At 63.5% G+C, this 20,456-nt stretch carries 18 protein-coding genes; 4 read left to right on the plus strand and 14 right to left on the minus strand.

Annotated features, from left to right (window positions below):
* Nucleotides 1-258, plus strand: a 258-nt coding sequence (locus tag VFZ66_21470) for a hypothetical protein (protein HEX6291770.1), incomplete at its 5' end; no start/stop codon positions are given.
* A gap of 43 nt (nucleotides 259-301) precedes the next feature.
* Here VFZ66_21470 and VFZ66_21475 read toward each other — a convergent pair.
* From VFZ66_21475 to VFZ66_21495, 5 genes are all read right to left on the minus strand, one after another.
* Complete coding sequence (locus VFZ66_21475; protein HEX6291771.1) at nucleotides 302-1,321, minus strand: sigma-70 family RNA polymerase sigma factor; 1,020 nt, start codon at nucleotides 1,319-1,321, stop codon at nucleotides 302-304.
* Between the two features lie 176 nt (nucleotides 1,322-1,497).
* A complete protein-coding gene (locus VFZ66_21480; GenBank protein HEX6291772.1) occupies nucleotides 1,498-2,238 on the minus strand; it encodes an SDR family oxidoreductase in 741 nt (246 codons plus the stop codon).
* Between the two features lie 229 nt (nucleotides 2,239-2,467).
* Nucleotides 2,468-3,439, minus strand: a complete 972-nt coding sequence (locus VFZ66_21485; GenBank protein ID HEX6291773.1) for a carotenoid biosynthesis protein — start codon at nucleotides 3,437-3,439, stop codon at nucleotides 2,468-2,470.
* 255 nt (nucleotides 3,440-3,694) lie between these two features.
* Nucleotides 3,695-4,771, minus strand: coding sequence for a tRNA (adenosine(37)-N6)-threonylcarbamoyltransferase complex transferase subunit TsaD (tsaD, locus tag VFZ66_21490; protein ID HEX6291774.1), 1,077 nt, complete (start codon nucleotides 4,769-4,771; stop codon nucleotides 3,695-3,697).
* Between the two features lie 114 nt (nucleotides 4,772-4,885).
* The gene (locus VFZ66_21495; protein ID HEX6291775.1) at nucleotides 4,886-5,554 is read right to left on the minus strand and encodes a DUF2383 domain-containing protein; all 669 of its coding nucleotides are present in this window, start codon (nucleotides 5,552-5,554) and stop codon (nucleotides 4,886-4,888) included.
* 172 nt (nucleotides 5,555-5,726) lie between these two features.
* Between VFZ66_21495 and dnaN the strand changes: the two genes are divergently transcribed.
* Entirely contained in the window at nucleotides 5,727-6,860 is a 1,134-nt protein-coding gene (gene dnaN / locus VFZ66_21500) for a DNA polymerase III subunit beta (protein HEX6291776.1), read from the plus strand.
* 116 nt (nucleotides 6,861-6,976) lie between these two features.
* Here the strand turns inward: dnaN and VFZ66_21505 are convergent, their stop codons facing one another.
* From VFZ66_21505 to VFZ66_21545, 9 genes are all read right to left on the minus strand, one after another.
* Nucleotides 6,977-7,360, minus strand: a complete 384-nt coding sequence (locus VFZ66_21505; GenBank protein HEX6291777.1) for a VOC family protein — start codon at nucleotides 7,358-7,360, stop codon at nucleotides 6,977-6,979.
* Nucleotides 7,361-7,565: 205 nt separating this feature from the next.
* Nucleotides 7,566-8,153: a hypothetical protein gene (locus tag VFZ66_21510; GenBank protein ID HEX6291778.1), complete on the minus strand. Its 588-nt coding sequence runs from the start codon at nucleotides 8,151-8,153 to the stop codon at nucleotides 7,566-7,568.
* Nucleotides 8,154-8,342: 189 nt separating this feature from the next.
* The gene (locus tag VFZ66_21515; GenBank protein ID HEX6291779.1) at nucleotides 8,343-9,095 is read right to left on the minus strand and encodes a hypothetical protein; all 753 of its coding nucleotides are present in this window, start codon (nucleotides 9,093-9,095) and stop codon (nucleotides 8,343-8,345) included.
* 76 nt (nucleotides 9,096-9,171) lie between these two features.
* A complete protein-coding gene (locus VFZ66_21520) occupies nucleotides 9,172-10,620 on the minus strand; it encodes a M23 family metallopeptidase (GenBank protein ID HEX6291780.1) in 1,449 nt (482 codons plus the stop codon).
* A 99-nt stretch (nucleotides 10,621-10,719) separates the two neighbouring features.
* Nucleotides 10,720-12,264, minus strand: coding sequence for an endo-1,3-alpha-glucanase family glycosylhydrolase (locus VFZ66_21525; GenBank protein HEX6291781.1), 1,545 nt, complete (start codon nucleotides 12,262-12,264; stop codon nucleotides 10,720-10,722).
* A 294-nt stretch (nucleotides 12,265-12,558) separates the two neighbouring features.
* Nucleotides 12,559-13,731, minus strand: a complete 1,173-nt coding sequence (locus tag VFZ66_21530) for a DNA double-strand break repair nuclease NurA (GenBank protein HEX6291782.1) — start codon at nucleotides 13,729-13,731, stop codon at nucleotides 12,559-12,561.
* A gap of 181 nt (nucleotides 13,732-13,912) precedes the next feature.
* Nucleotides 13,913-15,085: a zinc-dependent metalloprotease gene (locus tag VFZ66_21535; protein ID HEX6291783.1), complete on the minus strand. Its 1,173-nt coding sequence runs from the start codon at nucleotides 15,083-15,085 to the stop codon at nucleotides 13,913-13,915.
* 87 nt (nucleotides 15,086-15,172) lie between these two features.
* The gene (gene selB, locus VFZ66_21540) at nucleotides 15,173-17,056 is read right to left on the minus strand and encodes a selenocysteine-specific translation elongation factor (protein ID HEX6291784.1); all 1,884 of its coding nucleotides are present in this window, start codon (nucleotides 17,054-17,056) and stop codon (nucleotides 15,173-15,175) included.
* 78 nt (nucleotides 17,057-17,134) lie between these two features.
* Nucleotides 17,135-17,446, minus strand: coding sequence for a cupin domain-containing protein (locus VFZ66_21545; GenBank protein ID HEX6291785.1), 312 nt, complete (start codon nucleotides 17,444-17,446; stop codon nucleotides 17,135-17,137).
* Nucleotides 17,447-17,582: 136 nt separating this feature from the next.
* Between VFZ66_21545 and VFZ66_21550 the strand changes: the two genes are divergently transcribed.
* Nucleotides 17,583-18,734, plus strand: a complete 1,152-nt coding sequence (locus VFZ66_21550) for an iron ABC transporter substrate-binding protein (protein HEX6291786.1) — start codon at nucleotides 17,583-17,585, stop codon at nucleotides 18,732-18,734.
* 117 nt (nucleotides 18,735-18,851) lie between these two features.
* Nucleotides 18,852-20,384: an iron ABC transporter permease gene (locus VFZ66_21555; GenBank protein HEX6291787.1), complete on the plus strand. Its 1,533-nt coding sequence runs from the start codon at nucleotides 18,852-18,854 to the stop codon at nucleotides 20,382-20,384.
* The last annotated feature ends 72 nt before the right edge of the window (nucleotides 20,385-20,456 follow it).

Here is a 20,456-nt window from a genome sequence, read left to right on the forward strand (position 1 = left end):
GCCACGCCGTTCCTGATCCTCGACGATTTCGGCGCACAGTCGTCGACATCCTGGGCCAAAGAGAAGCTCTACCAGATCTTGAACTACCGCTATAACGCGCAGCTTCCAACGGTGATCACGACGAACCAGACCTTAGAAGAGATCGATCCGCCGCTTCAGTCGCGCATGAGCGATCAAGAATACTGTGGTGTGCTGGCCGTGTTAGCGCCCGACTACCGCAAAACGCGGGGCGGGCTGTGGAAGCTTAGGGGTCGTTAAAAAAAGAAGGGGCAGGCGGTGTGCCTGCCCCGGTGCGTTATGGCTACTCAAGGTAGCCCTGGAGCCGTCGTCCAACCTCCGGCGCGCGTAGCCGCCGCATCGCCTCCGCCTCGATCTGGCGCGTCCGCTCCCGCGTGATGCCAAACGCCGCGCCCACCTCTTCCAGCGTCCGCCGCTTGCCGTCCTCCAGGCCATAGCGCAGCGCGAGCACCCGCCGCTCGCGCTCAGGCAGCTCGCCGAGTGCCGCGTGAATATCGTGGTAGAGCAAGTTCTGCGTCGCAACCTCCATCGGCCCATCTTCGCGCTCGTCGGAGAGCATCTCGCCGATAAAGGTGTCGCCGTCGGGGCCGACCGGCTGCTCAAGCGAGACTGGCGTAATCGTCGCGGTCAGCAGCCGCTTGACCTTGCGCACGCTGATACCAAGCGCATCGGCCAGCTCCTCGTGCGTCGGCGGTCGTTCGAGAGCCTGCTCTAGCTGGTGCATCGTGCGTCGAACCTGCACAATCATCTCGCCCAGGTGGACCGGCAGCCGGATCAGCCGTCCATGCTCGGCCAGCGAGCGGCTAACTGCCTGACGAATCCACCACGTGGCGTAGGTTGAAAAGCGGTTTCCCTTGCGCCAGTCGAACTTCTCGACGGCGCGCATCAAGCCAAGATTACCCTCTTGCACCAGATCCAGAAACGAGAGCTGGTGCCCAATGTATTTTTTGGCGACGCTCACGACGAGCCGCAGGTTTGCCTGGATCAACTCCTGGCGAGCCAGCGCTCCATCAGCGATCAGCTCGTCCAGCCCTGTGCGATCCAGCCCCGGCACGCCCTCTTCGAGCTGAAGACGCGCGGCCTTGCCACGTTCTATCCGCTGCGCGAGTGTGACTTCCTGCTCTGCTGTTAACAGCGAAACCTGACCAATCTCTCGGAGGTAGAGCTGGATCGGATCTTCCGCGCGTCCAGCCTCTTCCTCCTCGGCATCTGTCTCAAGCGCTGGCTCGTCCCAGCTAGTGCCTATGCCAGGCCCTTGATTCACCATCAGCTCCGCGCCGTCAGCAGCAATATCAGCATGCATACTTCACCCACCTTATCCACTGCCACACGTACGGGGCTTTGGGCAATGGTTTACAAAACTACCCAACTCAAACACAACGCACGTACTTTTCTATACGTAGAAATCGGATAAAAAGATTGGTCACGCCAAGCGTACGTTGCTCGGCGCCGCGCGACCGCCCGCTCCTCTACCTCGCGTTACTGCAATCCTCCTCCTAATCCCTCGTCGGTATTCCACGCCAGTGCATCGATGATGTTGCCCGTCAGACCACGCGGCGGCTGTGTCGCCAGAGCGACCGCAGCGGGCGTAATCACCGCCGGATCGAGCAGATCCTGGCTCCACTCTGGCACCGCATCGCGGACCATCGTCGTATCGGCAAAGCCGCCGGGATGCAGGCCGTTGACGTTAATGCTGTAACGACGCAGCTCTTTGCCCAGCGCTTGCGTCAGCCCCACGACGCCGAACTTGGCAGCGCTGTAGGCGCTAAAGCCCGGCACAGTGATCTTTTCGAGCGGCGCGACCAGATTGATGATATTGCCCCGGCTCGCCGCGATCATCGTCGGCAGCACCGCCTGTGTCACCAGGAACGTGCCTTTGAGCAGCGTATCGACTACCGCGTCCCAATCTGTAGGCTCGATCGCGACGAAGGGACGGCGCAGCGCGACGCCCGCGCTGTTGACCAGCACATCGATCCGCGACCACGCGCTGAGCGTCTGCGCTACCAGCGCCGAAACCTGCGTGGGCTCGCGTACATCGCACGCGACGACAAGCGCCTCGCGGCCAAGCCCCTCGATCTGCGCAGCAACCTCGTCGAGCGCCTTGCCATTACGCGATACCAGCACCAGCGCCGCGCCTTCCTCTGCCAGCGCCAGCGCAATCGTCCGTCCAAGACCTCGGCTGGCTCCCGTGACGATGGCAACGTGCCCTTCAAGATCCATGATGCGCCTCGCCTCGAACAGGTGACATGTTCACTTGCGTACCTGCTGTTCCAACTCACCGGTTGCCGCAGCAGCGACGCCTGTCTGGTCGTAATCAACTAGCCGAGAAGCATATACCGATGTATCGACACAGCCGGAGTCTGATCGGTGAGTGCTTGGCACTTAGCACGGCGTATGCCAGCGCTCCCTATCGCTTCCCGTTTCCTCGCTGCGTACTCGCCCGATCTATCTATCGACGCCCATCCGCCTGCGGCACCTCGATCGGGTGTTGCTTAGGGATCACAACAACTTGACGCCAGAAACGCCTGTTCTGTTGCAGCAGCGGCAGCAGCAGGAGGCCCTCCACCACGAGCAGCGCCACCGCGACGCCAATCAGCACGGCGGGCAGATCCATGCCTGTCAGACGTAGCTCAGGGATCAGCGCCAGCAGCATGGCCCAGCCCAGGAAATAGCCGTGCATCGCCCAGCGCGTCAGCGTCGGGATCAGGTCGATGCCAGGACGCACGCGCACGCCCTGTCGCCAGATCGCCAGCCCGACGATTGCCGCGAAGACAGCCAGGGCACCCGCGAAGATCGACAGGCCGCCGCCAGCAGGTATGCCCGCCGGGTAGAGCACTGCCGCCAGTGCTTTGAAAAGCCAGATGCCCAGCAGCAGGCCGATAAACGCGGCGATCGGCGCGGCAAGCTGCAAGGCTGCCCGCAGCCCGCCCACCCGTGTGTGCCGCCGAATCCAGCGGGCGTATGCCGAGAAAGAGAGCGCCACGAACAGCCAGGCAAAGAAGTTATCCGCCGGAACGCCGAAGTAGCCCGCCGATAGCGGAATGGTCCAGCTCCACAGTTGCAGCCGGATCGCAATCGCGTCGAAGGCCAGATCGAGAATGATCGCCCACAGCGCGTCGGCGAACGGCGCGGCCCACACCGGCAGACCAAGCTGATCGCTGTAGGCCATCGCGCCATAGATAATCAAGCCCCAGCACAGCCCGATGATGATCGGCACCGGACCGATCGCCACCCAAAAACCCGGCGAGTAGCTGTAGGTCTTGAAGATCACAATATCGCCCCACTCCAGCAAGATGCCGTAGATCGCGGCGCTGATCAGCTCAAAAACCGCGATTCGCCCCCGCCGCCGCGCGTGCCAGATCGTTAGCCCAAAGAGCGCTAACGTCGAAACTTCAAGAAAGAGATATGCCACACTCGACATCTTGAACATCCTTTGCACAAGTAGCATACACCTTTTGCAAAGTGTTTGTCAATATCCTTAATATATTGTGATGCTTATCACAACTTTAGTGTACGCGATGTGTCTATCGGGTGCTAGCAGTAGAGCAAGGATGGTAGAGCACGAGGGTCATACGCAGGCGGTACCAGGAAAGATCTCAGCGCGGATCATACTAAAAAGAGCAGGTATCACCCTGCTCCTTCATGCCGATCGCGCAGCCTGGTGATCGCTCTAACGTCAACTAATGAGCTTGAGATTTGGCTTGACGCCTAGCGCCCAGTTGCGCTGCACTCCCTGCTCGAAGCGGAAATAGGCCGCGGCACCGACCATCGCGGCGTTGTCGGTACACAGCCATATCGGCGGGTACTGGACCGGCACCGGCGACCGCGCGATCAGGGTGTCGCGCAGGCAGGTATTGGCTGCCACGCCGCCCGCCAGCAAGATCATCCGCGCGTCGAAGCGCTGTGCGGCCTGAGCTGCTTTTGTCACCAGCACATCCACGATCGACTCTTGGAACGCGGCGGCTAGCTGCCGCACAAAATCGGGATCGGCCTCGGCGAGATTCACGTCGCCGCCCTGTTTGGCGCGCTGAACCTCGTGCAAGACATGCGTTTTTACGCCGCTAAACGAAAAATCATAGCTGTCGCCGAGCCAGGCGCGCGGCACTTTGACCGCGCTCGCATCCACACCTGCCGCGATCTTTTGGATCTGTGGGCCGCCGGGATAGCCCAGGCCCATAATCCGGGCTGCCTTATCGAACGCCTCACCCGCAGCATCGTCGCGGGTCTGGCCCAAGAGCTGGTAATCGCCGTGGCCGCGCAGCAGCACCAGCGCAGTATGGCCGCCCGACACGATCAGACAGACCAGCGGAAACGGCGGCGGCGGCGCTATGTCGGCCACGCTCGCGACGTTGCCGAGCACCTGCGGATGAAGCCAGTTGGCATAGATGTGCGCCTCAAGATGATTCACCCCGACCAGCGGCTTGGCCTGCGCCCAGGCCAGGCCCTTCGCGGCGTTCACGCCGGCCAGCAGCGCGCCGGGGAGTCCCGGCCCGTAGGTACAGGCAATCGCATCGATCTCGGCCCAGCCAAGCGGCAACGGCGCGAGCGCCTCGCTGAGCACCGGCGCGAGGCTGGTGATATGCTCGCGGGATGCCAGCTCCGGCACGACGCCGCCGTAGCGCTCGTGCAGATGCATCTGCGACGCGACGACATTCGACACGACCAGCCGCCCGTCGCGAATGATCGCCGCTGCCGTCTCGTCGCACGATGTTTCGAGCGCCAGAATTGTAAAGCCAGGTTTGAGTTCTACCATAGCTCTATTGTAGCAAAGCCGCCGCCCTCGTGTGGACAATCGGGCTCCTGCTGACGGAAACAACAGGGGCGACCTGTTCGATCGCCCCTGGTCAGTCGGCGGTCGATCGTGGATCTAGCGCCCAACCTCGCGCGATGCCATCGACTCTTGCGATTCCTGATACGCTAGATCAGCGCGCGGCGACGTGCGGCCCTGCTTATTGCGCCCGCCGCGCCCGAAGACAAAGCCCAGGCCAACCAGCGCCGCCTCCAACACCCAGAAGGCCGGTTTCGGATAGCGCAGCCATTGCGGCGCGAAGAACTCGGCGCTGGTGCCGACGTAGGTGCCGCGCAGCGCGATCTGCTCGCTCAGATCGCGAATATGATCGATGTGCGCGTGATTGTACGACTCGATCAGGCTACGGCTTTTGCCGCTCAGATCGGCCTCCTCCAGCGCCTCGCGACACATCGCAACGCCGTTCTCCTCGCCCTGGCGCATAGCGATCAGCAGATCGCGGATCGAGCCTGCGCCTTGAATCCGTGTGATCGTCCGTGTGGCCTGTTCCATCACACCCGTGCGATCCTCAGGATCGCGGCCCAGCTTTTTGACGCGCTTCTTGAAGTCGTCCGCAAAATCGAGATGATTCGAGCGCAGCTTGCCGAAGAGCTTGAACACATCGCCCTCGTCAACCCGATTCATCGCGGCATCGTAGGACTCCGACGCCGCCAGCGTCGAGGCATAAAAACCGGCCATAAGTAACGCCTCAGCCGCCTCGCTGTCTTTGCTTCGTCCAAACCAAGCCATAAACATCCTCCTTGTTCCGATCATGCAGAGGGCAGGGGGTCGCATAAGCACGCCAGCAAACACCATGCCGACAACCCTAAATCGCTATGCTATAATCGTGCAAGAAATGCGACACTTGCACCGTGCGGCGTTGCCGGTGAGCCCATATGAATTTAAGGAGTAGGGAAGCGGCATGAAGGTCTCCTGTTTACAAGAAAATCTTAAGCGCGGCCTATCGATTGTAAGCCACGCTGTGGCCTCGAAAAGTACGCTGCCGGTGCTCTCGAATATTCTGCTGACCACCGAGGGCGGGCGGCTGCGGCTGCAAGCGACAAACCTTGAGGTCGGCATTACCTGCTGGATCGGCGCGAAAGTAGAAGATGAGGGAGCCGTCACGATTCCGGCCAAGCTGCTCTCGGATTTCGTCGGCAATCTGCCCAACGACGCCGTTAACCTGGCGCTGGACGAGCGCACGCAGACTGTGAACCTGCGCTGTGCTCGCTCGGAGGCCAACATCAAGGGCATCGAGGCCGACGAGTTTCCGTCGATTCCCACGGTAGACGCCGACGAGCCCACCGTGTCGATCATGCCCGATGTGCTGCGCAAAGCGATCGATCAGGTTGCCTTCGCCGCCGCTACCGACGACACGCGGCCTGTGCTGGCGGGCGTGTTGCTCAAGCTTCAGGGCAATACGATCACCATGTCGGCGACGGACGGCTTTCGTCTGTCGGTCAAAACGATCGATCTGCCGGAGCCGGTGCGCGTCTCGCAGGAGGTGATCGTCCCGGCTCGCGCGCTGATCGAGCTGGGCCGAATCGTCGGCGATAGCGACAGCCCGGTCGACATCACGATCACGCCGAACGGCAGCCAGATCTTGTTCCACACCGAAAACGTCGATCTGGTCAGCCGGTTGATTGACGGCAAGTTCCCCGACTACCAGCGCATCATTCCCAAGCAGTACGCGACGCGCGCGGTCATGGATCGCGGGACGTTCCTCCAGGCGGCCAGGCAGGCGTCGGTCTTCGCCACGTCGAGCGCCAACATCGCCAAGCTGACGCTTGAGGCTGGCGCGGAGTGGGGGCCGGGCCGCATGACGCTATCAGCCAACGCGGCGGAAGTCGGCGATAACAAGACCGAGCTTGAGGGCCAGATCACCGGCGAGGGCGGCCAGATCGCGCTCAATGTCAAGTTCCTTCAGGAGGCGCTCAACGCGATCGATACGCCGCAGGTCGGCTTCGAGATGCAGACCCAGGCCGCGCCCGGCGTGTTCCGTCCAGTCGGCGACGAAAGCCTGCTGATCATCGTTATGCCGATGACCGTGCGCTAAAGCGCACCGGCCACCAGATCCAAGGAGAGGCATGACTCAGTCACGCCTCTCCTTGCTTTATCAACACCCATCGGCGAAACAAGCGCTCGTATTGCTGCGTAAGATTCCGGCAGCTACTAGACCTGATGGAGCTGGATCAGGTTGCCGCAGGTATCATCGAATATCGCGAAGGTGCCCCAGTCCATAGTTGTCGGCTCCGTACGAAACTCCACACCCAGCTTTTTCAGGCGGTCGTACTCTTGTCGCACATTATCGACAGAAAAGGACGTTATCGGGATGCCTTGCTCAAAAATAGCCTGCTGGTATGTCCGGGCAGCCGGGTTATTGTTCGGCTCAAGCACCAGCTCCATATCGTCCGGCCCTTCGGGCGAGACAACGGTAAGCCATCTGAATTCGCCAGCCGCTACGTCGGTCTTCTTGACAAAGCCCAACACCTCCGTATAAAACTTCAGAGCCTTGGCCTGGTCGTCGACAAACACGCTGCTGAGCTTGATCTTCATCGCGCTTCCTCCTTCATGATGGGCTGACGTACCAATGTAGGTGCTGCGCCCGCGGCCCGCACAGGCAGTATAGGACGTAGCTGTGACACCTACCGTCACTCAGCGGCGATTATTTGCACGCATGTTCCACCGGCGCGGCTGCCACACGGCGCGACACTGTTCCAGCACGAGATTGTACATCGCCGTACCACTCCGGGCAGCCGACCTAACGAATCCGCTGCAAAATCGTCATGAGCCGCGCATGGTCGTCGCGCAGCAGCAGGGCAAGCTGGCGGCCCGCATTGACGACGAACTGGTAGCGATCCTCCTGGCACTCCGCGGCGTGCCGCAGCGCCGCCGCCAATAGCTCGTCGGCGGGCGCATCGTGAGCGGATAGCACCGTCGGCAGAAAATCGAGGCGCGTCATGAACCGGCGTAGCTCGTCGGCGTCGCAGACATGTACGCTATAATGGACCGGCGGCGGCAGCGGCGGCAAGTACTGCCGGATCGTCGGCCCATCGCAGAATCCGACGACCAGCGCGCGAAACTCGGTCTGAAGCACAACTTCCAGATCGGGATTTTCGGCGTAAATATCGCGATCGTACATGCCCTCACGGCCACGCACCACCGCCCGACCGCCAAGCTCACGGCTGGCGGTATGAATGTCGTAGACCAGCGCATAGGCCGCGCAGCCATCCTGTCCGTCGGCGCGGACCAGCGCCCCAAACGGCGGCGCGTCCAGCAGGCGATAGGTTCCCGCCACGAATGCCGTGCTGTTGGCTTCGATGATTTCACCAATCGGCGTCGAATACATGATCTTCTCTCGTGCGATAGTCGATACGCGCCGCTATTGTAGCAAAGACCTTCGAGCGGCGTGATTTGCCGCGCCTGGTGTCATCGACCATGTTCAACGCTCAAATCGCGCACGTCCCGATCGCGTCAGGCAATAAGACCGGCACGTTAAACACGAAACCGGCACGGCTTGAGGCCGTGCCGGTCTGTTTTAGCTGATCTTGAACGATCGCAGCATCTCTGCCGAGAAGTGTCCCAACGGCGTGAGCCGGTACACATACTGGCCGTGCGACACGAAATAAAACTGGTTCGGCGCTTGCATCGTCTGAAGCGCGACAAGATAGCCGCGTAGATTTCCGACATCTGCCTCGGTCGGCGTGCCCCGCCGCTCGTTGGCCGCGATCCAGTCTTCGAGCACCAGCGCGTCCGTATTCTCGAACACATCGATCATAAACTGCGGCGGCTGAAGGTTAGCAGTTGGGCTGGCGGCCAGCGCCTTATCCATGAAGCGCACCCGCTGAATCAGATGCGGGATATTTTGCGGCAGATCGCCTCCCTCGGCGACGACGTACACATCCGGGTAGTCGATCGAGAAATTGAACTGCGCGCTGCTGTAGGTCAGCCAGCTTGCGGGCTGCGCCGGTGCGGCGTTTGGAGCGCCCTGCTGTCCTGGCGGTGCGGCTGCGGGAACACCTGGCTGCGCCTGGGGTCCGCCTCCCGTCGCGCCCATGCCGCCCGATCCTTGCGCGGGCTGTCCCGGCACTGCCTGAGCGCCCTGGTTCTGAGCCGGTGGGAGCGCCGCCTGTGGCGCATCGGCTGCGCTGGAGTCGGCGGTGCGTGTGCTGTTGGGGGGAGTGCCTTCGTCCTGGATGTTGCCTGATGCGCTGGCAGGGTCGGAGCCGCAGCCCGTCGTTGCGAGCAGCGCTACGATCAGGATTGCCGCGCAAAGCATGTTTCGTATCATCGACACCTCCTTACAGGTTGCCAAATTGACGAGCAGACGGCTTGAATCGTTCCCCGCCCGATCGCTCCGACAGTCCCTACGGCCACGAGCGCTCCAGCCATTCCTGCGGCTTGACGTTGATCGAGCCGATGCGCACGTCCCAATGCAGATGCGGCCCCGTCACCATGCCCTTCGCGCCGATCCGCCCGATGATCTGGCCCTGCTCGACGATCGCGCCGGGCTGCACCAGCACCGCCGACATGTGCCAGAAGCCGGTATGCACGCCCTGCCCGTGATCGAGGATTACCGCGCCGCCACGTACCAGCAGATCCGCCTCCGCCAGCATCACCCGTCCGCGCGCTGGCGCGACAACCGGCGTACCGACCGCGTTGGCGATGTCCAGCCCCTCGTGGAACGAGTCGACCGGCCCGCCGTTGTAGGAGCGCCTGGTGCCGAAGTCGGATGAGACGCGGCCCTGCGCTGGCAGGATGAAGCGGCCCGACCATAGGCGCTCCGGTGTCACCTGCGGCCAGATCGCGTTGACCAGACGGCGCTCGGCGGCGATAGCCTCCCGGTTGCGCTCCAGCCGATCGCGGACCTCCTGCGGCAGGTCGATGTTCTCGGTGCGGTAGCGCGCATCGACCACACGGATCGTGCCCTGATGCACAGCGGTGCGGCCATCGGGCAGATCGGCCTCGATCCGCAGCGGCAGCGTGCCCGGCGCGGTCAGCACCGGCACAGCGCCGAGCCCGGTCCAGCTCTGCTCGCCTGCCCTGAAGAGCGCGACCGGCGCGTCGGCGAGCCTGCCGCGCACGGCGGTAGCGCCCGGCACCTGCACCCGAATCGAGACGGTATGGCCTTGCAGCACCGCCGCCGGATCGCTGCGCACATCGAGCTTTGGCATTGCCGCTGCCTCGCCCGCCAGCTCAGCGCCCAGCCGCCCCAGCAGCACTTTATACGGATCGGGATTGTTGGGATGATACTCGAAGCGCGTCCGCTCGAACCATTGGGTGATCACATGGCTGCCGGAACTGTTCGTCTCGTAGTTCGGCTCGGTCAGCGGCAGGCCAAAGAGCGCCAGACTTTCCCGCTCGCTCACCCCACGATCGCCAAGCTCCAGGCCGTGGCTCTGCCAGTAGCTCAAGAACGCGCCACAGACGGCCCGCCCCGTCGTCGGAAAGCTGCGACACGGCCCATCCAACTGCACGCCCGTGCTCGGCCCGCGCCAATCACGGCCTTGTTTGCGCAGCACCTCCTCGCCGAGCCGGCCAAGCTGTACATCGTACGGGCGCTGCTGCTCAGGATGCAGCTCTAGCCGCTCGCGCTCAAACATCTGCGTTGTGAACTGTCCCTCCGGCGTAGACTCCACACGCTGCGGCCCGATCGGCAGGCCAAACACCGGCAGGCCGCCGCTCGCCTCCCAGAATTCCAGCAGCCGCCCCTCGACGCGCCAGCCGGTTTCGGGAAAAAGACGCTCCTCGGCGCGCACCGGCTGCGCTGTGATAGCCAGCAGACCGATCAACAGAAAGACTAAGCATGTGCGCATGACAAATCCTCCTCTGGGCGCAGATCCTAGCACGACGCGCAAACGAAACAGCCCACCGCCAGGGGTGGGCTGTCGCTAGATGGTACGCGAAGACGACGTTTAGCGCAACTCGGCACCGAGCCGTCCGAGCAGCACCTTGTACGGATTCGGATTTTCGGGATGATACTCGAAGCGCGCCCGCTCGAACCATTGGGTCGCGCCGGTCCAGCCATCGCCGTTGCGCTCGCTCTGCACGCTGGTGACAGGATAGCCAAAGAGCGCCAGGCTTTCGCGCTGCGAGACGCCCCGATCGCCAAGCTCCAGGCCGTGCGTCCGCCAGTAGCTCAGGAACGGCTCGCACAGGGTGTGCTGCGTCTCGGCAAAGAACAGACAGCCGGGCTTCGCCTGCTCGCGCGGCAGCGTCTCCCAGGGTCGGCCCTGCTTGAAGAGCAGATCGGTGCCGAGCCGTCCGAGCAGCACGTCGTAGGGCCGCGCGTTTTCGGGATGCAGCTCAAGGCGGTTGCGCTCGAACCACTGCATGCGGAAGCGTCCGTCATGCGTCTGCTGCTCGGCCTCCCCGGTCAGCGGCAGGCCAAAGACCGGCAGGCCGCCGTTGCCGTTCCAGTATTCGAGCAGCCGACCGCTCACAGTCTGGCCCGTCTCTGGGAAGGTGCGCGAGCCGCCGGGCGCTGGCGCTGGTCCGGGCGCTCCCGCGCTATGGAAGCGACTGGCATAGTCGCGCGTCAGATCCAGGTACAGGTTGCCGTAGCTCCGGCTCGGCTCGATCTGGTGGCCTTCAAACCACTCATTCCACGAGGTGATCACCACGGCCTGCGCGCCCTTGTCGATCGCCGCCTGCCACGAGCGCCGGTAGTAGTCGCCGCCCGCTCGATCGCGCACGACGTGCCCGCCGCGAATCCGCGAGTCGTCGTAGCCGGGCATGACCGTGGCGACAAACGGCTTCTTGGTGCCGTGCGAGCTGTTATACTCATTGAAGCGGCGCAGGTAGGAGTTCATCGCGCTGGCCGGATCGGCGGCCCAGGTGATGTCGAAGAAATAGATGCCGTCGAAGACGTCGAGGTAGCTGAAATCGACGCCCTCGCCCATCCAGAACCACTCGTGGTTGGGATCGACCGCCTGCTGCACCTGTCGCCAGGCATTCACGCCGCCGAATGACGGCAGGTTCCAGAAGACGACGACCGGCTTACCGTTCCAGCGCAGCCAGTTGGGATGGCCCATGTAGTGGTCGCGCATGTAGCGCAGGCTATCGATCATGCCCTGCTGCGTTTTGAGCGTGCCGGTAAAGTCCGCCGCCTGATCGGGGATGAACGTGACGTTGAAGTCGCGCCCGGCGCTGGCGTTGAGCAGCTTGCCGCAGCGCTCGTTGAGACGCGGCTCGTTCGGGCCGTACCACGTGCAGATAAATCCGTCGATCCCGGCATCATCCGCCTGCTGCACGTGGCGCGCGATCACGCCATCGTCGCCGCCGCTGTACGGCTCAGGCGGCAGATCGGACATACGCGCGGGATTCCAGTCGGAGTGCTCGTACCAGGGGTAATAAAAAGCCAGCACGGGCTTTGCTGGCGCTGCATGAGCAGTAGGTTGATAGGCCAGGCTGGCTGCGACGATCAGCAGGAGGCACAGGCCCAGAAGACGACGTACCATGATTCTCCCTTCTCGTGAAGCGCATGGCTTCATGTTTGGGGATGACTACGCGCGGCACGTGCGCCAGGCGACAAGACGGTGGTGACGCAAGTATCGACAGGGATTGGGGGGGCGCACCGACGCAGTCAATCCAATAATCGAACCGCTGCGACGTGGAAGCGGTTACGAAGTAGGTCGTTAGGATTGTACCAGATGCGACCTGAGACGCAAGACCTGGCAGCACCACCGCCCGCCACCACTTAACCATAACGAACACAGGACCAGCGGGCTATAAACCCCCGCCGCACGTTGCGCTCAGGCGCCCGGTCGCAGCTTCGATGCCGCTTTCGCCGAGCGCTCGGTGGGTACCTGCGACTGTACCAGCAGCCGCTCGATCAGCGATTGGATCTGCCGCCGCTCGTCGCGGTGGATCACGGCCTGCTCGTGCGCTCGCGCCAGGATGTTGGGATAGCCCAGGCCACGACGACACTGCTCGTAGACTACCGCGTGAAGCAGATCGAGATAGCCTTCGTCGGCCACCCACGCGGGAAACTCGACGCGCGCCAGCTCGCGGCCTACTCGCAGGTAGAAGAACTGGATGCGATGCGGCCCGTAGAACTCGACGTTGATCCGCGACATCGAGCCCCAGCGAGCCGAGCGCTGTCCATCGGCAAGCTGCTCGAAGAGCATGTAATCGACGATGCCGCGATAAGGATCGGCGTGACGCTCAGGGTACTCGAAGCGCCAGCGGTTGAAGTCGCCGCGCACCCGGAGCAGCTTGACCAGCCCGACGACCTCACGGGAGCGCGGGCGGCTCAGGTAGCTGCCGACCGGACACGCGAGCGCGTGCATAGTGTCGAGGTAGCTCAGGTACACGCTCATGAAATGGTTGCGCAGAAAGGGATCGAAGCCTGCCAGCGTCCAGCGGATCAGCGTGCCGTCTTGCAGCGCCAGCCGGGGCCGATCGTCGGGCAGCTCCATCGCCAGCGCCGCCAGCCGCATGCCCTCGTCGACGTCGCGCTGCGCCGCCAGCACCGCGCCCTCCTTGGGATAGTCGCGGCCTGTGTGCGGATCGTGAATCACCAGATCTTCGTCACGGTAGCCGAGCGTCGGCAGGCTGGCGCTGCGAAAGCAGGCATCGGAGCCGTATTGCAGCACGGCGGTGCCGATGTTGATCACATAGCAGGCCGCGACGCCGTGATGATCGATGTCGAGCTGCGAGCCGTCCGAGGCGGCCACGACGTAGCCGGGCGGACACTCCGGCAGATCGTGAATCACGTCGTAGCGCTCAAGCGGCTGAGCCGTGAGCCACGCAGCCGTTCCCGATTGCTCCTCGATCACATCGCGCCAGTACTCCCACTCCGCCGCCTCCGCGTCCAGCAGCTCACGGGCCTGGGCGATCCGCGCGGGCAGCGCGCGCAGCTCGTCGCGGAGCGCGCCGCTCATGGTGCGGATCTGACCGCCGAGCGCCAGCATGTCGAGCGTCATAGCGTCTCCCAAGAATCAATCGAGTTCAAAGTTGGGGTCATGGGGATAGAAACAAGCGAACAAGCGCACAAGGGAACAAAGAAGTTCAGCCTTTGTCCCCTTGTTCCTTTGTTCTTTTGCGACGGACCAGGAAGAGGAAGAGGGAAGGGGGGACAACCCCCACACCCCCGGCCCGACGGCGTTACCCCTCAATCCGCGCGATCCAGCGGTCGGGATTGCGAATCTCATCGATCGTCGGCAGGTTCTCGACGCGCTCCCAGACCTTGGTGGCAAAGCCGATGCCGCGCCGCTCGACGATCGTATCCACGAACTTCTGGCCCTGCTGATACTGCTGCATCTTCAGGTCCATGCCGGTGATGCGGTTGAAGAGCTGCTCGGCCAGATTGCGCGAGCCTTTGCGCTCCTCGATCCGCCGCTCGATCTCCTCGAAGTTGGGCAGCACCTGCTTGCCGATCGCGTTCATGATGTGGTTGGAGTAGCCCTCCACCAGCGACATGAGCGCCTGTAGCTCGTTGAAGAGCGCGCGTTGCGTCGGCGTCTGGAGCGTCTCCATCCAGTGCTGGCCCTTGCCCCAGCTCTCCATGATCCGCGTGAGGATCGGGCCGAGGCCGCCCCGGAAGCTCTGCAACTGATCGTTGACGGTATCGAAGTAGCGGCGCAGCAGCGAGTTGAAGTGCTCGCGCACCCACGGATACGCCTCGAACTCGTAGGCGTGCGTCGTCTCGTGCAGCGCGATCCACAGCCGGAAATCGTGCGCGTCCAGGCCGAGCGTCTTTTGCACCCGGTCGATGTTCGGCTCGACGAAGTAGAGCGCGCCGCCGGTCGGCTCAGGCGCGAGCAGCGAAAGATCGTACTGGCCGAGCACCTTGCGCGCGACCACGCCCAGCAGCACACCGACCTGCACGCTCATCACGCGCCGGTTAATGCCCGCCGCCATCATCGAGCCGATCGTCTGCTGATTGATGTTGCGCTGGTACAGATCCTCGATGAAGCGGAACAGCTCGGTGAAGTTCGAGATGTTGGCCTCAAGCCACTCGCGCCGGTCCATCACGACGATCCGCTGGATCGGCTCCGGCAGGCGTACCTGAAGATACTCCTCGATCAGCGGCTCCGAGCGCCGCACCATGTCGGTATACTGCTCGCGCGCCACGGCTCGCTGGCGAACCGGCGCCTGCTCTGTCTGCGAAACCTGGACCGACATCCGGCGGACGACGCTCCAGTCGATCAAGCGCGCGTCGGACCATTGCTCCGGTCGCTTGCGGCTGGCGACGTAGCTTGCGCCCAGCCCGGCGACAGCGCCGGCCAGCAGGATCATGCCCAATCGTTTCGCGTCATTCGCGGGTCGTGGTGACATCTTCTAGCTCCTTTACAGACCAAGCGACGGGGCAACCGAGTGTGCGACGATTGTGCTCAATGCTGGCCGCTGCATCAGCCGCTCGATTCAATACTTTACCCGTACATCGCCGACGCGCCGCGTCAGCTTACGCTCGTCCAAATACTCCAAAAATGCCAGCGCGTACTTGCGGCTGGTGCCGAAATGATCGCGCAGGCTGGCAACCGTAACTTCGCCGACCGTGTCTAACGTGTACATGGTCCATTCTACCAGCTTATGGAAAGCTGCGGCGTCGAACAGCACCTCAGGGCTGACGCGCACCAGATGTCCGCTCTCGATCAGGTAGCCGATCAGCTCAGCGCCGAGCGACTCCCAATCGGCTTTGGCGGGCGGCGCGAACGGCTCAGCCCGAAAATCGCGCAGCAGCGCATCGACGTGCCGCTGCTGCGCCTGGCTCAGGCGCGGCGTCCAGTCGTGGAGCCGCACCAGCGTCTCGGTCATGGCGATCGTCCCGGCCTGCTCAGCGCGCCGGATCACCTCGTCGAAGACTCGCGCCGACGAAAGGCCAAGCTTCGATTTCAACTCCTCACGCGGCATGCCCAGCCGTAGCGCCCATTTGCGGTGGTAGGACGACAGCGTCGCGGTGATTGTTTCAAGCAGCTTGGTCCAGCCCGCACGTGCGATCAGCCAGCTTGTCGCGTGCGGCTGTTGCTCCGACGACAGCAGCAACGCCTGGTCGCTGGTTCGTAGCTCGGCCAGCGCCGCGCGCGCGGTCGTCTCGTCCAGGCCGCTCTGCCGCACCAGCGCGGCCCACTCGATCGGCGCTGTGCCAAGCGTTTGCAACAGAATCTCGGCGGGCGTGCCCCGGCTGCGCGTCTCCAGACCGGCGATCACCTCAGATCGAAAGCGCCGATGACGCGGCGGATGCGCATCGACGATCCGGCCACCGCCGACCGTCAGCGACGGCGACGGAATGCGCAGAATGCAGCGATCACCGCCTGCGACGGCGATCGGATGCTCCAGCCGCACCTGGACCCAGCCCTCGCCGCCGGGCGGAATCCGCTCGGCGTCCAGCAGCGTCACCCGGCAGGGCACCTCCGCCGCACCGACAAAAAGATCGAGCGGGTCGTTTTGCTCGATCGGGCCGGGCGCTGCCGCCACCAGCCGCAGCTTCAGATCGATCAGCGTAGTTGGCTGGATATGACCGGGCAGCGTCAGCACCGCGCCGCGCTGCACCTCGTCCACGCCGATGCTTGTCAGGTTAACCGCAACGCGCGTGCCCGGCAGCGCCGTCTCTTCCTTCGCGCCATGCGTTTGCAGCCCGCGCACCCGCCCGCGCCGACCCTGCGGCTGAATCTCGATCTCCTGCCCGACCGCCAGCGGGCCGTCGGCGAGCGTGCCGGTGACGACCGTGCCAAATCCGCCGATTGTAAACACGCGGTCGATCGGCAGGCGCGGCGTGCCACGGGCGACCGTGCGTGAGGGCGTCTGCTCCAGCACCCGATCGATCGCCCGCTTGAGATCGTCAAGGCCCGCGCCAGTCCGCGCCGAAACCGCGATCATCTCGGCGTTCGCCAGGACCGTGCCCGCCAGCCGGGCGCGCACGTCCTCGCAGACCAGATCGAGCCAGTCGGCATCGACCAGATCTGCCTTGGTCAGCACCACCAGGCCATGCTCCACGCCCAGCAGATCGAGGATGTTGAGATGCTCGGCGGTCTGCGGCATCACGCCTTCATCGGCGGCCACAATCAGCAGCACCGCATCGATCCCGCCGACGCCCGCGAGCATATTCTTGATGAAGCGCTCGTGGCCGGGCACATCCACGATGCTGACCTGCTTGCCGCTCGGCAGCCGCAGATGTGCAAAGCCCAGGTCGATCGTCATCTCGCGACGACGCTCTTCTTCCAGCCGATCGGGGTTGATCCCGGTCAGCGCGTACACTAGCGTCGATTTGCCATGATCGACGTGTCCTGAAGTTCCAATCACGTACATACAGCGTTTCGAGTTCCAAGTATCGAGTTCCAAGTTTCGAGTTTCGGGTTGCGGCCCACACCCTCGGCCTGACGGCTCCTAGCCGCGATGCGCTTCCAGGCAGACAACGCCCTCAGGCCCGACCAGCGCATCATGCAGCACGCCGGGCGGTAGCTCCAGCCGATCGCCGGGATGCAGCGCTACCCGCTGTTTGCTGGACGGCAGCCCGAAGGTGATCGAGCCGGAGACGACGTAGATCACTTTGTGGTACCTGTGTGTATGCGCGCCGTAGACGTCGCCCGGCCCGTTCGACCAGCGGTAGGGCTGGAGGCCCTCGGCCTGCAATCTCCGCCGGATTGCCGCTTCGGTCGGCGGCTCATCTTCGTCCCATTGTAAAGCATTGATAATCATTCTCGTTTACTTTATAGCTTTGTGATAATGAATATCACAAACATAACTTGACAATAGTTTACACCTGCTATATCCTATGCTGCGCAGATAAGAACAGCCAGACTGTTCCGTATTGTAACAGGAGGACCAAATAGATATGTTCGCTCACACCATCCGCCGCTTCATGCCGGTATTACTGACTATCGTTATCCTTGCCGCCTGTGGCTCTCCCGCAGGAGAGACGGGCGGCACATCCGGCAATCAGGCAAGCAGCGCGCCCGCCGCATCGACAGCGGCATCACCCACCACAGAATCCTCGCCTGCCGCGTCGGTTGAGGCCAGCGCCGCAGCATCGCCTGAGGCAGCCAGCGCCGCATCGGGCGGCGAGCTGACGATCTACTCCGGGCGCAACGAAGAGCTGATCGGCGCGCTGATCAAGCAGTACGAGGCGCAGAGTGGCGCGAAGGTCAACGTGAAGTACGGCGACACCGCCGAGCTAGCCGCGACGATCCTCGAAGAGGGCGAGAACAGCCCCGCAGATGTCTTCTTTGCCCAAGATGCCGGTGCGCTCGGCGCGCTGGCGAAAGAAGATCGGCTGGCGACGCTGCCCGACGAGCTGCTCAATCAGGTCAACGAGCGCTTCCGCTCGCCTGAGGGCGAATGGGTCGGCGTTTCTGGCCGCGCGCGTGTGGTCGTCTTCAACACCAAGACGCTGACCGAAACCGATCTGCCTGAAACGATCTTCGGCTTTACCGATCCCAAGTGGAAGGGCCGACTGGGCTGGGCACCGACCAATGGCTCGTTCCAGGCGTTTGTCACGGCGCTGCGCACGCTGCAAGGCGAGGACAAAGCGCGCGAGTGGCTCGAAGGCATCAAAGCGAATGAGCCGAAGGTCTACGACAATAACACGGCGGTGGTTAAAGCGGTGGGTGCTGGCGAGATCGACGCGGGCTTCGTCAACCACTACTACCTGTTCCGCCAGATCAAGGAGCAGGGCGAGGGCTTTGCCGCGCGCAACTACTTCTTGAAGAACGGCGATCCGGGCGCGCTGGTCAATGTTGCGGGCGCGGGCGTGCTCAAGCGCTCCAAGAACGCGGCGGCGGGCGAGAAGTTTATCAGCTTCCTGCTCAGCGCAGAGGCGCAGCAGTACTTCTCGGCGCAAACCTACGAGTATCCGCTGATCGAGGGCGTCGAGCCAAGCGCATCGCTGCCGCCGCTCAGCACGATCCAGACGCCGCAGCTTGACCTGAGCAAGCTCGAAGATTTGCAGGGCACATTGAAGTTACTGCAAGATGTCGGTATCCTTTAAGCAATGAGCCTGTCACAAACGACAATTCTTCGACATCGTTCGGATCATACCCAGGGAGTGCGCGGCAAGCCGCGACACTCCCTTCGGCCACCTAAAACGCTCCTGATCGCGGCCAGCGTGGTCGTTGCGGCGATGCTGCTGCCGATCGTGTATCTGCTGCTGCGCACGCTGACCGCCGACAGCGACGTGCTCCAGCAGGTGCTTCGCCCGCGCACGCTCTCGGTCTTTGCCAGCTCTGCCTGGCTGGCGCTGAGTGTCACGGGCGCAGGTATCGCGCTGGGCGTGCCGCTGGCCTGGCTGACCGTCGCGACCGATCTGCCGGGTCGGCGCGTGTTTGCCGTGCTGATCGCGCTGCCGCTGGTGATTCCAACCTACATCGGCGGCTATGCGATCGTGAGCGCGCTGGGGCCGCGCGGCGCGCTGCAAGATCTGCTCGGCCATATCTTCGGCGTGGAGCGGCTGCCGGAGCTGTACGGCTTTTGGGGCGCGTGGCTGGCGCTGACGCTCTTCACCTATCCCTACGTGGTGCTGAGCGTGCAAAGCAGGCTGCGCAGCATCGATCCGGCGCTGGAAGAGGCGGCGCGCAGCTTGGGCTACGGCCCGTGGTACACCTTCTGGCGAATCACGCTACCGCAGCTTCGACCGGCGATTGCAGCAGGCGGCCTCCTCGTGGCGCTCTACACGCTCAGCGACTTTGGCGCTGTCTCGCTGCTGCAATTCAACTCATTCAGCCGCGCGATCTACGTCCAGTACCGCAGCGCCTTCGACCGCGACTATGCCGCCGCGCTCGCGCTGCTGCTGGTGGTGCTGACCTCGGCGCTGCTTGGCGGCGAGATCTGGACGCGCGGACGAGTGCGCTATCATCGCAGCACGGCGGGCGCGGTGCGAGCGCGACGCCGGGTAGCGCTCGGCGTCTGGCGCTGGCCTGCCGTCGCGCTCTGTAGCTTGGTCGTCGGCCTCGCGCTGATTATGCCGGTCGGCGTGGTCATCTTCTGGCTGGTGCGTGGCCTGCAAGCGGGCGAGCCGCTGCGCCTGGTCTGGTCCGCCGCCTGGAACTCGATGTATAGCTCGGCGCTGGCAGCGGTGCTGGCGGTATTTGCCGCGCTGCCGGTAGCGATCCTGACTGTGCGCTTCCGCAGCCGGTTGAGCAGCGCGTTCGAGGGCATTGCCTACGCCGGCTACTCGCTGCCAGGCATCGTGATCGCGCTGGCGCTCGTCCGCTTCGCCTCACAGTACACGCCGCTGCTGTACCAGACGCTCACGCTGATGATCGTCGCGTATGTGATGCGCTTCCTGCCCCAGGCGCTCGGCACGATCCGCTCGACGCTGCTCGGCGTCAGCCCGAATGTCGAAGAAGCCGCGCGCAGCCTGGGCCACTCGCCGCTGCATGTGACGCTGCGGGTGACGCTGCCGCTGATCCGTTCGGGATTGCTCAGCGGCGCGGCGCTGGTCTTTCTGACGACCATGAAAGAGCTGCCGGTCACGCTGCTGCTCGGCCCGATCGGCTTCAAAACGCTGGCGACCGCCACCTGGACGGCGACCGCCGAAGGCTTTTTTGCCCGCGCCGCCGCTCCGGCCCTGCTGATCATCGTGATGTCCGCGCTGTCGATGGTGCTGATTCTGCGCCATACCTGGAACGACGCGCGCTAGTCGTGGCCCTATTCGGCTGCATGGGCCATACGCTGGCTTGCCCAGTTATTGCTTAACCCCAAATAGTCCCAC

The organism is Herpetosiphonaceae bacterium, from assembly GCA_036374795.1.
In the GTDB taxonomy this organism is placed as follows: Bacteria; Chloroflexota; Chloroflexia; order Chloroflexales; family Kallotenuaceae; genus LB3-1.

Excerpts from the sequence above, each read along its gene's own strand:
- selB (HEX6291784.1), bottom strand. The coding sequence starts at position 17,056 with ATGTACGTGATTGGAACTTCAGGACACGTCGATCATGGCAAATCGACG.
- tsaD (HEX6291774.1), bottom strand. The coding sequence starts at position 4,771 with ATGGTAGAACTCAAACCTGGCTTTACAATTCTGGCGCTCGAAACATCG.
- VFZ66_21480 (HEX6291772.1), bottom strand. The coding sequence starts at position 2,238 with ATGGATCTTGAAGGGCACGTTGCCATCGTCACGGGAGCCAGCCGAGGT.
- VFZ66_21530 (HEX6291782.1), bottom strand. The coding sequence starts at position 13,731 with ATGACGCTCGACATGCTGGCGCTCGGCGGTCAGATCCGCACCATGAGC.
- dnaN (HEX6291776.1), top strand. The coding sequence starts at position 5,727 with ATGAAGGTCTCCTGTTTACAAGAAAATCTTAAGCGCGGCCTATCGATT.
- VFZ66_21495 (HEX6291775.1), bottom strand. The coding sequence starts at position 5,554 with ATGGCTTGGTTTGGACGAAGCAAAGACAGCGAGGCGGCTGAGGCGTTA.
- VFZ66_21520 (HEX6291780.1), bottom strand. The coding sequence starts at position 10,620 with ATGCGCACATGCTTAGTCTTTCTGTTGATCGGTCTGCTGGCTATCACA.
- VFZ66_21485 (HEX6291773.1), bottom strand. The coding sequence starts at position 3,439 with ATGTCGAGTGTGGCATATCTCTTTCTTGAAGTTTCGACGTTAGCGCTC.
- VFZ66_21510 (HEX6291778.1), bottom strand. The coding sequence starts at position 8,153 with ATGTATTCGACGCCGATTGGTGAAATCATCGAAGCCAACAGCACGGCA.
- VFZ66_21525 (HEX6291781.1), bottom strand. The coding sequence starts at position 12,264 with ATGGTACGTCGTCTTCTGGGCCTGTGCCTCCTGCTGATCGTCGCAGCC.
- VFZ66_21505 (HEX6291777.1), bottom strand. The coding sequence starts at position 7,360 with ATGAAGATCAAGCTCAGCAGCGTGTTTGTCGACGACCAGGCCAAGGCT.
- VFZ66_21475 (HEX6291771.1), bottom strand. The coding sequence starts at position 1,321 with ATGCATGCTGATATTGCTGCTGACGGCGCGGAGCTGATGGTGAATCAA.
- VFZ66_21550 (HEX6291786.1), top strand. The coding sequence starts at position 17,583 with ATGTTCGCTCACACCATCCGCCGCTTCATGCCGGTATTACTGACTATC.
- VFZ66_21535 (HEX6291783.1), bottom strand. The coding sequence starts at position 15,085 with ATGTCACCACGACCCGCGAATGACGCGAAACGATTGGGCATGATCCTG.
- VFZ66_21545 (HEX6291785.1), bottom strand. The coding sequence starts at position 17,446 with ATGATTATCAATGCTTTACAATGGGACGAAGATGAGCCGCCGACCGAA.
- VFZ66_21515 (HEX6291779.1), bottom strand. The coding sequence starts at position 9,095 with ATGATACGAAACATGCTTTGCGCGGCAATCCTGATCGTAGCGCTGCTC.